At 42.7% G+C, this 13863-nt stretch carries 13 protein-coding genes and 1 pseudogene; 2 read left to right on the forward strand and 12 right to left on the reverse strand.

The annotated features are described in order from the left end of the window. Positions 1-7: 7 nt before the first annotated feature. The 9 genes from AABM38_RS14775 to AABM38_RS14815 all read right to left on the reverse strand — a co-directional run bounded on the left by AABM38_RS14775 (position 8) and on the right by AABM38_RS14815 (position 9929). Positions 8-1429, reverse strand: a complete 1422-nt coding sequence (locus AABM38_RS14775; protein WP_423410751.1) for an aldehyde dehydrogenase family protein — start codon at positions 1427-1429, stop codon at positions 8-10. Between the two features lie 11 nt (positions 1430-1440). Further along, a complete protein-coding gene (gabT, locus tag AABM38_RS14780) occupies positions 1441-2769 on the reverse strand; it encodes a 4-aminobutyrate--2-oxoglutarate transaminase (protein ID WP_423407121.1) in 1329 nt (442 codons plus the stop codon). A 14-nt stretch (positions 2770-2783) separates the two neighbouring features. Continuing rightward, complete coding sequence (locus AABM38_RS14785) at positions 2784-4058, reverse strand: peptidase (RefSeq protein WP_423407122.1); 1275 nt, start codon at positions 4056-4058, stop codon at positions 2784-2786. Between the two features lie 14 nt (positions 4059-4072). Then, a complete protein-coding gene (locus AABM38_RS14790) occupies positions 4073-4738 on the reverse strand; it encodes a 3-oxoacid CoA-transferase subunit B (protein ID WP_423407123.1) in 666 nt (221 codons plus the stop codon). After that, positions 4723-5415, reverse strand: a complete 693-nt coding sequence (locus AABM38_RS14795) for a CoA transferase subunit A (RefSeq protein ID WP_423410752.1) — start codon at positions 5413-5415, stop codon at positions 4723-4725. Before AABM38_RS14795 ends, AABM38_RS14790 begins: the two co-directional genes overlap by 16 nt. A gap of 1 nt (position 5416) precedes the next feature. Continuing rightward, entirely contained in the window at positions 5417-6778 is a 1362-nt protein-coding gene (locus AABM38_RS14800; RefSeq protein ID WP_423410753.1) for an aspartate aminotransferase family protein, read from the reverse strand. A gap of 224 nt (positions 6779-7002) precedes the next feature. After that, positions 7003-7983 carry a S66 family peptidase gene (locus AABM38_RS14805; protein ID WP_423407124.1) on the reverse strand — a complete coding sequence of 327 codons (981 nt, stop codon included), beginning with the start codon at positions 7981-7983 and terminating at the stop codon, positions 7003-7005. A 66-nt stretch (positions 7984-8049) separates the two neighbouring features. Next, a complete protein-coding gene (locus AABM38_RS14810; RefSeq protein ID WP_423407125.1) occupies positions 8050-9516 on the reverse strand; it encodes an NAD(P)/FAD-dependent oxidoreductase in 1467 nt (488 codons plus the stop codon). A gap of 227 nt (positions 9517-9743) precedes the next feature. Next, entirely contained in the window at positions 9744-9929 is a 186-nt protein-coding gene (locus tag AABM38_RS14815) for a YjcZ family sporulation protein (RefSeq protein ID WP_423407126.1), read from the reverse strand. A 187-nt stretch (positions 9930-10116) separates the two neighbouring features. Here AABM38_RS14815 and AABM38_RS14820 point away from each other — a divergent pair, with 187 nt between their 5' ends. Together AABM38_RS14820 and AABM38_RS14825 are read left to right on the forward strand one after the other, a co-directional pair. Next, positions 10117-11208, forward strand: a complete 1092-nt coding sequence (locus AABM38_RS14820) for a GDSL-type esterase/lipase family protein (protein ID WP_423407127.1) — start codon at positions 10117-10119, stop codon at positions 11206-11208. Between the two features lie 71 nt (positions 11209-11279). Beyond that, on the forward strand, positions 11280-11885 hold the full coding sequence (locus AABM38_RS14825) for a DUF502 domain-containing protein (protein WP_423407128.1): 606 nt from the start codon (positions 11280-11282) through the stop codon (positions 11883-11885). 43 nt (positions 11886-11928) lie between these two features. On the opposite strand, the gene AABM38_RS14830 is transcribed toward AABM38_RS14825, so the two are convergent. The 3 genes and pseudogenes from AABM38_RS14830 to msrA all read right to left on the reverse strand — a co-directional run bounded on the left by AABM38_RS14830 (position 11929) and on the right by msrA (position 13432). Further along, complete coding sequence (locus AABM38_RS14830; protein ID WP_423410754.1) at positions 11929-12429, reverse strand: PTS sugar transporter subunit IIA; 501 nt, start codon at positions 12427-12429, stop codon at positions 11929-11931. Positions 12430-12450: 21 nt separating this feature from the next. Continuing rightward, positions 12451-12894, reverse strand: a complete 444-nt coding sequence (gene msrB / locus AABM38_RS14835; RefSeq protein ID WP_423407129.1) for a peptide-methionine (R)-S-oxide reductase MsrB — start codon at positions 12892-12894, stop codon at positions 12451-12453. After that, positions 12894-13432: pseudogene (gene msrA, locus AABM38_RS14840) on the reverse strand (peptide-methionine (S)-S-oxide reductase MsrA). The gene msrB and the pseudogene msrA overlap by 1 nt, the downstream one beginning before the upstream one ends. Positions 13433-13863: the final 431 nt, after the last annotated feature.

The raw sequence follows: 13863 nt of genomic DNA on the forward strand, positions 1-13863 counted from the left end.
AGTCCTATCAATCAAGCTTGAATGAAACAAGTTTCAGTTCGGTCATTTCCTCAATTGCGTATTTAATCCCTTCTCGTCCTGTTCCGCTCATCTTCACTCCGCCATATGGCATATGGTCAACCCGGAAGGTGGGAATGTCATTGATCATAACACCGCCAACATGAAGAGATTTTGTTGCTTTAAAAGCTTTATTAAGGTCTTTTGTATAAACACCTGCCTGCAGACCGAACTGAGAATCATTGACTTTAGCAATCGCCTCATCAAATTCTCTAAAAGTATTGATGTGCACGACAGGCGCGAATACTTCCTCACATGAAATCTTGTCGGTTTCTTTTGCGTTAAGCAAAATGGTAGGATACAGTACCTGTTGGTCACTGTCACCGCCAAGTGCGAGCTCAGCGCCATTTTCAATTGCCGCTTGAATCCATGACTTTGCCCTCGTTACATCATTTGAAGTAATCATGGCAGAGATATCAGTTTCCTCATCAAGTGGATTTCCCACCTTGAGTTTTTTCGATTCCTCTATAAATAAAGCTGTAAATTCTTCGGAGATTGACTCATGAACAAAAATTCTCTGTATTGAAATGCAAACCTGACCCTGATTTGAAAAAGAACCAGTTACGATTCGAGGCATCACTTTTGCCAAGTCCGTTCCCTCATCGACAATTAAGGCAGAATTTGAACCAAGTTCGAGAGTTACCTTCTTTAAACCAGCATTTTCACGAATATATTTTCCTACTTCAGGACTGCCGGTGAAGGTAACTTTCTTTACCCTGTCATCTTTTATTAATACATCTCCGACACTTTTGCCGCTTCCGGTCACAACATTCAGCGCCCCAGCGGGCAAGCCAGCTCTATGGAAGTAAGATGCGATTTTATATGCAGAAAGAGGTGTTTGACTGGCAGGCTTAAGAACAACTGAATTACCTGCTGCCAGTGCGGGACCGACCTTGTGTGCAACAAGATTCATTGGAAAATTGAACGGAGTAATTGCTGCAATCACCCCAAGTGGTTCCTTGACAGTATAGGCTATACGCCCTTCTCCACCAGGAGCGGCATCCAGAGGAACCGTTTCTCCGTGAATTCTCCTTGCTTCCTGTGCTGCGAAGCTATAAGTCATGATTGTGCGGTCTACTTCTCCCCGGGCAGCCCTTAAAGGCTTGGAGGATTCTTCCGCTATAATCCTGGCGCACTCTTCACGTTCCTCTTTTATGAGATCTGCGACCCCCTGTAGGATGTCGGCCCGTTTGAATGCCTCCATTTCCGCCATCGTCTTGGCGGCAGATTCAGCTGCATCTATAGCCCTCAGGACATCTCCGTCGCTAGCAGCTGCGACCTCCGCGATCTTTTCGCCATTAAATGGATTATATAGCGGAAGATACTTTTCCGTACCTACAAATTCTCCATTAATCCATAACAATTTTTTCATCATTTATCCTCCTATTGCTTGCAGCAATCAATAATTGCCGCTTCAAGTACATCAAAGCCTTCTTTAATTTGCTCATCAGTTATGACGAGAGGAGCCAGCAGCCGGATTACATTTCCATACAATCCAGCACTCATCAAAATTAAGCCTTGCTGGTGCGCTTTATTGAGTATCTCTTGGACCAGCTGCGAATTTGGTCTGCCTTCTCTGTCAAAGAACTCAATCGCGCACATTGCTCCAAGTGAGCGGACATCACACTTCACACCAGACCAGTCAGCAAGCTGTCCGAACCTATCCTTAAACCTCTCCCCAAAAGAAATTGCTTTTTCAAGCAGCTTCTGCTCATCTATCATTTTAACTACTTCTATCGCGGCAATACAACCAAGAGGGCTTCCGCCAAAAGTTCCCCCAATCTCTCCAGTGCCTGCTGAATCCATGATTTCCGCCCTGCCTGTTACTGCACTGATTGGCAGTCCTGCAGCGATAGACTTTGACATGGTCATCAAATCGGGAACCACATCAAAATGTTCCATCGCAAATAATTTCCCTGTCCGTCCGAAGCCCGTCTGGATTTCATCTGCAATGAACAGGATGTCATGCTGTTCACAAAGCTTTTTCACGCCTTGCACAAAGGTTTTTGATGGGATGTTAAAGCCGCCTTCCCCCTGAACAGGCTCCATAATGACAGCAGCAATTTCCGTTGGAGGTACCTCACTTAGGAAGAATGTATTAAATTTATTAAGCATATAGGCATCGAGGGCATCGGATGTCATGCTGTTTTCCTGAGAATACACAGGATATGGCCATTTATATGTTTCTGGTGCGAAGGGGCCGAACTGGTATTTGTATGGCCTTACCTTGCTCGTTAGTGACATCGCCATATATGTCCTGCCATGGAATCCACGTTCAAATGAAATAATCCCTTTTCGGCCTGTGAATTTCCTTGCTATTTTTACTGCATTTTCTACAGCCTCCGCTCCGCTGCTTAAGAAAAATGACTTTTTATGATGGGTGCCGGGAGTGATTTTATTCAGCATCTCTGCCAATTCAATATAAGGTTCATACATCATGACATGGAAACACGGATGAAGATAGCGATCGATTTGCTCATGAAGGGCTTTTACGACTGCTGGCGGGCAATGGCCGACGTTAAGCGTTCCAATGGCTCCGGCAAAATCAATGAAAGTATTACCGTCGATATCTGTCAGTAACGCACCTTCCCCTTGTTCAGCAAATGTTTTAATGGTGTTAAACGGTCCAAATGGTACGTTCTTCTCTTTTCTCTTCAGCAAATCGATTGCTTTCGGTCCTGGAATCGCGGTTTTTATTTTTATATCTCCCACTGGATAGTTCCCCCTCAATATAATTCAGTGACACCGCACCACTCCAGAAGCGTCAATGCAATAATTTCAGCCGCGTCAAAAACATCTTCAAGCCTGATATATTCATTCGCCTGATGAGCGGTTTCCGTTACTCCTGGCCCAAAGACAACGACAGGCACCCCTCCAACCTTTGAAAGTATTCCTCCATCGGTCGCCCAAGGTGAAGCCTCAATTGGCGGCAAACTTTTTTTCACATTTTTATAACTTTGTGACAGTACATGAATCAATTCATGTTCTGGATCAAGGTCCCCTGGAAGCCAGCTTGCTCCAAACCATTCCAACTCTGCCACATTATCTTTTAACCATGTGTCGTCAGCACAAACGCTGATTAAAGCCTTTTGCATTTCATGCTTTGCGTTTTCCTGGGTTTCATTCGGCGCAACACCCATCCTTCCCTCGATTATTGCGAGATCCGGAACCGATGAAGGCCAATCCCCGGAATGGATTTTTCCTATATTGATTGGAATCGGAATCGGAATATTCCGAAATAAAGGATCAGTTATTCTTTCGTTTCTATCTGATTCCAACACTCTCAATCTTTCGATAACAAGCATCGCTTTCTCAATCGCGTTGACTCCTTCATACCTGGTTCCGCCGTGGGCAGCTTTTCCTTTTACAGAAATGCGGAACCACATTGAACCCTGCTGCTTAGGAAATACTTTAAAGTTCGTTGGCTCTGGAATAATCGCTCCATCCGCTTTATAGCCGCGTAAAACGGATGCCAGAGTACCAGCACCACCGCTTTCTTCTTCGATGACACTTTGGAATATGACATCGCCTTTCAACTGGATGCCGGCATTTTTGATCGCTTCCATTGCCATTAATAGAGCAGCCGTGCCACCCTTCATATCTGTTGCCCCTCGCCCATACAATTTGCCGCACTCGATATGGCCGCTATATGGATCCCGTTCCCAATCCTTTAGATCTCCGGCAGGGACCACATCGATGTGGCCATTTAAGATCATGGATTTGCCTCCGCCTGTCCCTTTCATAACCCCGATTGCATTTGGGTTTCCTCTGAAGTCCTTGCGGTCAGAGCAAAATGCAGGGTGGGAAGTCAGGTCATCACCGCCGATTTCCCATATATCCATTTCAAGACCAAGCTCTCGACATTTTTCGATGATCACTGCCTGCGCTCCACTTTCATTTCCCCTAGTGCTTCCCTCCTGTACAAGCTTTTGCAATAAACGTGTTCCTCTGATTCTATTTTCAGTAATATATTTCCGTACTTTTTGATCAGCAGAACTCACGATATCAGCTCCTTTTAATATTCGATGACTCGGATGTCTTGTGCGATGAAAAAATCACATGCCGTTTTGGCTGTAATGTCAGCAACAGTATATGGAGCGAATCTCTCAGTCAAAGTTAACGAACCTTCTATTATCTTAAAAACAGCAAGGTCAGTAATCACAATGTCTACACAATTTGATGCTGTCAATGGCAAAGTACATGTTTCTACTATTTTAGAAATTCCATTTTTGTCAGTATGATTCATTAATACTGCTACTTTCCTTGCTTTTTGTGCCAGTTCCATTGCTCCCCCAATTCCGGGTATTTTCTTTCCCGGAACAATCCAGTTTGCGAGATCCCCTTTTTGGCTTACTTGCAATGAGCCAAGAATGGTGAGATCAACCCTTCCTCTCCTGATCATCCCAAATGCCACAGCACTATCACAATAGGAAGCACCTGGAAGTACCGTAACCGGAAAACCTCCGGCGTTGCATAAATTTTCATCCGCAAATTCCTTTTCAGGAGACTCTCCCATGCCGATAATTCCATTTTCTGCGTGAAACATGACATTCAAGTCGGCAGAAAGGTGATTTGGAACAAGTGAAGGTATGCCGATCCCTAAATTGACTACCATTCCTGAAGATATTTCTTCGGATGCCCGTTTAGCCATTCTATTCCTGAGATCTACTCCCATGCCCATTTCCAATTCACTCCTTCTGAAGGAATAACCATATCGACAAAAACTCCAGGTGTCACAATTTCCTCGGGATCAAGGCTGCCAAGTGGCACGATTTCCTCAGCCTCAGCTATAGTGAAATTCCCTGCCATAGCGACAAGCGGGTTGGTATTTCGTGCACTTTTATCAAATACAAGATTTCCATACGGGTCAGCCTTCTTCGCATAGACGATTGAAACTTCTGCAGTCAGAGCTGTTTCGACCAAATAGTCCCTGCCGTTCAGATTCATTGTCTTTTTGCCTTTTGAAACAAAATCATGGTCGACACCTACATCGGTTAAAATAGCACCAAGGCCCATTCCCCCAGCCCTGATTCTTTCTGTCAATGTTCCCTGAGGCGAAAACTCCACTTCCAATTTCCCGTTAGTCATCAGCTCGCCGGCCACTGGGTTAGAACCAATATGGGAAGCGATGATCCTCTTAGCCCTTCCCCGGCTGACAACTTTTCCAATTCCGATTTCAGGGAAACCAGTATCATTACCAATCAGTACTAGGTTTTTAATATTTTTGTCAAGAATACCGTCAATAAGGCTCGGCGGTGAACCGACTCCTCCAAATCCACCAAACATCAATGTCATACCATCGTGAAAGTGTTCCATCGCCTGCTCCAGTGTTCCAATTTTACCAAATGGGTTTTCCATGTTAATTTTCAACTCCATTTCCTTCTGGCAATCCTAGTATTTTATATGCTTCAGCAAAAGTGGATTTCAATAGCGAAACCAATTCATCAATTTCTCGTTTTGTAATTGTAAGAGGTGGTGAGATGATAATCGCATCCCCAGACAGGCCATCGAGCCCTGCACCAGCCGGATAAAGCAGTATCCCTTTATCTCTTCCGGCTTTTACGAGCATGTCGGTTAGTTTCACGCTTCTTTCGAACGGTAACCTTGCTTCAGGAACCTTGACGAATTCCAGTCCAATCAGCAATCCCTTCCCCCTTACTTCACCGATAAAAGGGAACTGTGACTTCAGTTTTTTAAGTTTATTTTTCAAATACACCGCTTTTGAATCTACATTTTTAAAAATCTCGTTTTTTTCCAAATACTCAAGTACGGCAAGCGCGGCTGCGCACGATTGCGGATTGGCACTGAGTGTATGACCGCTCATCACAATTTTTGAACCGTTAATTATCGGTTCCATGACACGGTCGCTCGCCATTGTCGCTGCGATTGGCGCATATCCAGCTCCCATTCCTTTTCCCAGGGCCACGATATCAGGAATGACACCCCACTGTTCGCAGGCAAGCATCGTTCCCGTCCTTCCGAATCCTGTCATTACTTCATCAGCAATGAACAAAATATTGTTTTCATCACATATTCTTTTAATTGTTTTATAGTAGCCTTCCGGCGGGGAAATTGCGCCGCCTGCAGCCCCGATGACAGGCTCGGCGATGAAGGCAGCTATATGGTCAGCTCCAATTCTTTTAATGGCAGCTTCAAGTTCACTCGCACACATATAACCACATTCTGGAGGAGTGCTTTGATAAGGGCAGCGGTAGCAATATGGTGGTGATATAGAAGGGAATTCTTCAAGCAGGGGAACAAACCTCGCCCTTCTTCCGGGATGCCCTGACATCGACAAAGCTCCCAGAGTAATTCCATGGTAGCTGATCCACCTTGACAAGATTTTTGTTTTTGACTTGATCCCCTGTTCCTGCCAGTATTGAATGGCAATTTTCAATGCCGTTTCAGTAGCCTCTGATCCGCTGTTTACAAAGAAACTCCAATTCAGGTCGCTCGGCATGCTATCTGCGAGTTTTTGTGCCAGCCTTTCTGCGGGCTCACTTGTGAATTGTGACCTGTACACAAATGAAACTTTCTTTGACTGTTCATGCATAGCTAAAATGATTTCTTCCACCCCATGTCCGATATTTGCTGTAACAGCCCCGGAAGAAGCATCAAGATATTGTTTTCCATCTTTGTCAAAAAGGTAGACTCCTTTGCCATAGTCAATTTCTGGGTAGCTTTCATCCAGGGCAGGTTTGATCAAGTAGGACGGCTTCATATTCTCACTCCATTTCACCGCAATCGAATTCAAAAAGTTTGGACATTCTGTAAATTGTATGAAATGAAAGCCTAAATCTTTCATAGAGATCAAAAATTTAGCGATGACATGCAGGATTAAAACCTTTTTAAAGGCTCCATGAGAAAACCTCGTTCCTTGGATAAAAACATATAAACCCAAACGCAAAAAGACACCTTCAAAAGGTGCCTCAGCTTTGTTTAGGATTATTCTTTTTGCTCAATAAAAATTTCAGTCTCCCTATCGTATGCTTTTACCGAAGCAAAAGCTCCAATTGGTACTGTTGCGAAAGGTTGGACATGGCCAAAATTCACGTTTGCAATTACAGGAATATTCTTCAATTCTTCCTTGCTTGTGATTATCTTTTTTAACGCTTCCTCTGTGATATTAGAATTCTTTTGGAATCGTCCGATTAACAAAGCCTTTATGGATCCTGCATCAGGAAGGTGCAGCAATGATTGAAGATCTCTGTCAAAGCTCCGTGAATGGCTTTCTTCGTCATCCTCAATAAACAGGATGCTGTCTTTAAGCGAAGGCATGAATTCAGTTCCCTGCAGGAGGTTCATTGTACAAAGGTTCCCCCCGATAATCTTTCCCTCGGCTTCGCCCTCTTGAAGGATTGTATACCCGCTTTGTTCGTGAAAGACCCGATTTTCCTGGTCGAGATACCATGCGTCGTCAGACCAAACTGCTGAAGGATTTAATTCATAAGGAGCATCATTGGTAACAGCATCCAAAAATGATTCAAGCGTGTATTCAAATCCATGTTTTACGCCAAAGCTGGACAGGTGAGGACCTGAATAAGTCACCAGTCGTGTTTTTTTAAAGATAGCCAGCTGTAAAGCAGTTATATCGCTGAATCCGCAGAAGACTTTTGGGTTTGAAGCGATCAGGCCATAATCTAAATATTTTAAAAGCTGGTTGCAATTGTAGCCGCCAATCGCTGTTAAAATACCTTTTACATTTTTATCAGCAAATGCCTCATGCAAATCCTCAATTCTTTCTGAAATCGACGAACTGAAAAACTCATCATGTGCCTCTGCATTTTTTCCGAAAGTCACCTTGAATCCCAGATTCGTTAACCGGTCTACTGCCAGGTTAATTTGGGCTTCCTTTAATATGATCATGCTTGTCGATGGTGCAATAATCCTGATTTCATCCCCGGGTGATAATTTAGGTGCAAACATTGTTACCCCGCCTCTTCTCTTTTTATATAGTAATTTTACCAAAGAAGAGGCAAGGTGTAAGTAAGTTTAAACCAGGACTGGTTCCATCCGCTTATTTGTTTTTGACTTTTCAATAATATCTGTCGCGATCCATACACCGCATGCACTTGCCTGAGCCAGACCTCTTGTAATTCCTGCTCCGTCCCCTCCAACATACAGGCCATTTATTTCTGTTTCGAACCTGTCATTGAGCTTTGGTCTGGCAGAATAGAATTTTGCTTCCACACCATAGAACAAAGTGTGTTCTGATGCGAGACCAGGAGTGACTTGATTCAATGCTTCAGTCATTTCAATCAAGCTCTTAAGTGTATTATAAGGAAGGACAAGCCCTAAATCTCCTGGAACAGCTTCCTTCATCGTCGGCTCTAAAAATCCCTCTTTGATTCTCTTTTCTGTGGACCTGCGTCCCTTTAAAATGTCGCCATATTTCTGGACAATCAGCCCGCCATTTGAAAGACTGTTGGCCAAACGTGAAATTTCGTGAGCATACTCATTCGGCTTATCAAATGGTTCAGAGAATGTGTGCGAAACGAGCAGCGCAAAATTAGTATTTTGGCTGCCTAATTTGGGGTCTTTATAAGCGTGTCCATTAGCCAGCATGATTCCTGAATGATTTTCTACTACTACATGGCCAGAAGGATTGCTGCAGAAAGTCCTGACCGTGGTCCCAACAGATGTATTAAAAATGAACTTGCCTTCATATAAATGCTCATTAATTTCTTCCATAACTACATTTGATGTTTCAACCCTAACCCCGATATCGACCTGGTTGTTGATCATCTTTAAGCGTCTTTTTTTGAGTATCTGCGTCAGCCACTTTGATCCGTCTCTACCTGGTGCAATAACGACTTTATCCGCAAAGATTTTTTCTCCATTCTTGAGTTCAACACCCAAGACCTTGTGACCGTCCTGAGTTTGTTCAGTAATAAGGTCCTCAATCTCTGTCTTGAAGGCCATTTCGACTTTTTCTTTTAAGTATTCAAAAATATTCTTTAAAATTTCAAGATTTTGTTCGGTTCCGAGATGGCGCACCTGAGCCCTTAGCAGCTTCAATCCTGCAGCATACCCCCTGCGTTCAATATCACGGACTTTGTCTGTCATTGGATCTGTTATGTTTTCTGTAGCTCCATGTTTAAGATTGATTTGGTCTACGTATTTAATTAGTTCAACAACCTTTGAATCAGGAAGATAATCCGTCATCCAGCCGCCAAACTCGCTTGTTATATTAAATTTACCATCAGAATAAGCACCTGCTCCGCCAAATCCATTCGTAATTGAACAAGCTGGCAAACAGCCCGCAAAATCCTTTTTCCCTGCAGGCGGCGGGCATTTTTCAATTTTCTTTTGTAGAATCGGGCAGTTTCTTTTATAAATATCGTGTCCTTTATCGATAAGCAAAACGTTTGCTCCAGGCATTTTTAATGTTAATTCGTAGCATGTAAAAATTCCTGCTGGTCCTGCTCCAACGACGATTACATCATAGTTCGTATTCATTTAAGTATCCCCCGCCTAATTGTTTTTTGCTTAACCCTTGGTAAATATAACAAAAACGCTGTATATAGTCAACGCAAATCACGAACTTTTAACAAAACCAAGGTTTGAACGTTCGTGTTTTATGAGGAAAACTTTATATTCTTAAAACTAAAAAAAGACTGCCCGTAGCTGCGGCAGTCTCTCATGATCAAAATGATTCTATATAGTTTTTTCAGCGTTCTGCCGAATTACCAGATGTGGGTGCAGCAGGCGCCGATGATGATTAACAAAATGAACAATACTACGATTAAAGCAAAACCACCATAACCATAGCCGCATCCAACTCCAGCTACTCCTGCATAAGGGTAACCTCCATGGCACATAGTACCTTGCACGCCTTGAACTGGCATAGGGGCATTATCGTATCCGTACATTAAAACCACTCCTCGTTTGTTTTTGAATTGCTTTCCCTTTACGTTATGATATGGGTACTTGACCCGATTGTGCATTAGCCTATTTTTTTTAATTTATGAATTGTAAAAATAATTTAAAAAACTCTTTTCTTTAGTAAGGAAATAAGGTAAATATGTGATATGCAGTTTTCGAAGGAGTTATCTCATCATGAAAAGTACTAAAATAAAAATCTTAAGTGTCATGATTCTGACTGTTGTTATCTATATAATGATTTTACAATCTGAACATTATTTATCAGAGGATCTGAACGTATACAAAAAGATTGAGGCAGGGGAACCGTTTAATTACTTAATAATCGGTGACAGCATCGGCAGGGGATCTGGCGCGGAAAGAAAGGAATTGCGATGGTTCAATCAGCTTGAGGTACAAATAAAGGATTATTCGGGCTCAAGAGGCAGGCGCCATTTGGTGGTCCAAAGCGGCGCAACGGCATTCGAAGGACTTTACAAAATGCAAAGCTCCCCAAAACTACAGAATATGGACCTCATTTTTATCGTTTTTGGTGAAAATGACAGAAAATTCATGGATCCAGAGGAATTTACTTTTTTTTATGAAAAGCTTTTAAGGAGTGCAAAAGAGCTTAACAAAGGCGCAGAGATCATTACAATTGTCGAAAGTCCTTTGAAGCAAGAACCCTTTGCGGACGCAATTAAGAGGATTTCTGTACACTACGGGGCTAAATGCCTTGATATGAGAATCCCTTTTAAGGAATCTGGAATGCTTACCGAGCATCTCACTTCCGATATGGTCCACCCAAATGGGAATGGATACCGGTTATATGCCAATTCTGTCTTCGAATTAATCAAAAAGAATATAAGGAACGAAACGGACATTGCGAATTACCCAAAACCTATAACCAAGAATGATTATTTTTATTTGGCAGAAAAAGCAGATGTTGCAGATCAAAAAGGCTTTAAATCTGATATTGGAAGCTATGTCAGCAGAAAGCCTGGAGATTACCTAGAATATGAATTCGATGGTCCAATCATTGGGGTAAATGTAATCCGGAGTGAAATCGGCGGGATGATGAATGTCTACATAGACGGAGAATTTGTCAGAACCCTTTCTACCTGGTGGCCATTTTCGCGGGAACGGCACTTGTATATTGCAAGCGGCCTGGAGGATGGACACCACTTAGTCAGGTTCGAAGCGACTGAAGATGTGTCTATAAGAAACACATCACACAATTCATTGCTGCAAATTATTTCAATCATCGTGGCAAAAGAAAAAGAAAGTTAATAATATTTGAAATTGAAATATACCCTGAAAAAGAGTATGTTACTTCCATAAAAAAGAATAAGGAGAACCACATGAAAAGTTTATTGAAAAATTTTATCAATGGGATTCTGACCATCGTTCCAATCATTCTAGTTGTCTATGTAATATATAAAACCTTCATGTTTTTAGACAGCCTGCTTGGAAATGTGCTGAAGCCACATTTCCAGGATAGTTATATTCCTGGGATCGGTCTCCTGACTACTTTGATCCTGATTACCATTTTAGGATGGCTATCCACCCGCTTCATTACTGGAAGCATTATTAAACTGATTGACAGACTGCTTGAGAAAATCCCTTTTGTTAAAACAGTGTATTCAGTCATAAAAGACACGGTTCATTCTTTTCTTGGTGACAAGAAGTCCTTCTCAAAGGTGGCATTGGTTACTGTTCCAGGAACAAAAATGAAAAGCCTTGGCTTTATCACAACCGAAAATTTGGAATCCTTCTATGAACCATTATCCGAGCATGTAGCTGTGTACATTCCCCAAACATTCCAGGTAGCCGGTTTCACTTTCCTGATCCCGAGGAATGAAATTGAAATTATTGATGTGAAGCCTGAAGATGCAATGAAGTTCATCCTTTCAGGTGGAATGACTTCAAAGAATGCTGAAAACACAAAAAGTGAAAATAGCCGCTGAATGGACAGCGGCTATTTCCTTAATCGGGGATTTTTCGAACCGTTTACTTAAAAGTCACTTCCAAGATCGGAGTGGACCCTCTTTCTACTTTCCCTTCGGTTAATAAGTTTAATGAAGCCGCCTGATCAGTGTTGGTAATGATGATCGGTGTTACAGTGCTTTTCGCCTTCTCACTTATTGTGGCCATATCGAAGCTTACCAGCTTGTCTCCAGCCTTTACAGAATCACCCTGCTGAACATGGGTTTCAAAGCCTTCACCCTTTAACGAGACTGTTTCCAATCCAATGTGAATCAATATTTCCGCACCATTTTTAGCTCTGATGCCAACTGCATGCTTAGTCGGGAAAATCTGCATGATCTCACCATCTACGGGTGATATAACAATGCCTTCTGATGGCTCAATCGCAATGCCATCCCCCATCATTTTTTCAGAGAATACTGGATCTGGTACAGAATCGAGATTGACAGCATTGCCGCTCAGCGGTGCAAGAATCTGTATTGTTTTTACTGGTTCTTCTTTCTTCCCAAACAATTTCTTAAACATGACGTTCATCCTTCCAACTTCCTATTTATCTTGATCCTGGAATAGCCTTAGATACTCCTCATAGCCTTCTTCCGCAAATTTCTCCTTTGGCACAAACCTTAATGCAGCTGAATTGATACAATAACGAAGTCCCGATTCACCTGGACCGTCATCAAAGACATGTCCCAGATGTGAATCAGCCGTTTTGCTTCTCACTTCTGTCCGAACCATAAAATGGCTTAAGTCTTTCTTTTCAATGACTTCTTCCTCTTCGATTGGTTTTGTAAAACTCGGCCATCCGCAGCCTGCATCAAATTTATCACGTGAACTGAATAATGGCTTTCCTGAGACGATGTCAACATAAAGACCCTCTCTTAAGTCATTCCAATATTCATTTCGGAATGGAGGTTCCGTTCCGTTATTTTGGGTTACTTCATACTGCATTGGAGTCAGCCTTTGCTTTAACTCCTCCTGGTTTTTCTTCATTATTCTTTTCCCCCCCAGTGCCTCTGGATAAATGCTTCTCTTCCGGAACCTTTTTGATATGAATTGTACCTTTCCGGATTTTTTTATAAAATCCCTGGTGGTAGGTCTCTGCAGGATAAAATTCTTTAGCTGGTAAAATCTCCGTTACGATCGGCTTTGAGAACCGGCCGCTTTCATTCAGTTTCTTTTTCGATTCTTCAGCTTGCCTCCGCTGCTCTTCACTATGATAAAAAATAGCGGTTTGATACGATTGGCCGCGATCGTAGAACTGGCCTCCTGCATCTGTAGGATCGATTTGCTGCCAAAACAGTTCAAGCAGCTTACCATAAGGATATACAGCTGGATCAAAAGTGATCTGAACTGCTTCATAATGTCCGGTTGTATCTGTACAAACCTCTTCATATGTAGGATTTACTGTCGTGCCGCCAGTGTAGCCGGATTCAACACTTATAATCCCTGGCTGCTGGTCAAATGGTTTAACCATACACCAAAAGCAGCCTCCGGCAAATGTGGCAAGCTCCCGGTTATCCTTTTCCATAATCACACCTCTTCCTTTAAGGCTTCTTTCGTATAATGACGAAAAAGCACTCTACTCAAATACTTATTCCCTATTGTATAACTTTTAAAGCAAAAAACACATTCAGAAGTCTTTTTCTAACACATCAAAAAAACCTCTTCCGTAGAAGAGGATACAGACTGTAGACAAACTCGATTAAAGCGAGCTTGTCTGCAGTTTTTCATATTATGTGGGGAGTATAAAAGGTCTGTTCATTTCCGTTCCGGTCGCTTCGCTTTCCGCGGGGCTGGCGCTGAGCCTCCTCGTCGCTTCGCTCCTGCGGGGTCTCACCTGTCCAGCTGCGCCCGCAGGACATTGAATAGCTTCCTCGAGCCTGCCCACGCACGATGGAAATGCGTTAGCATTTTCGGAGGAGTCTACGCGCCTTCCACTCCAATCAACAGGTTTCAATA

Source organism: Heyndrickxia sp. MSNUG (genome assembly GCF_049532715.1).
Lineage (GTDB): Bacteria > Bacillota > Bacilli > Bacillales > Cytobacillaceae > Mesobacillus.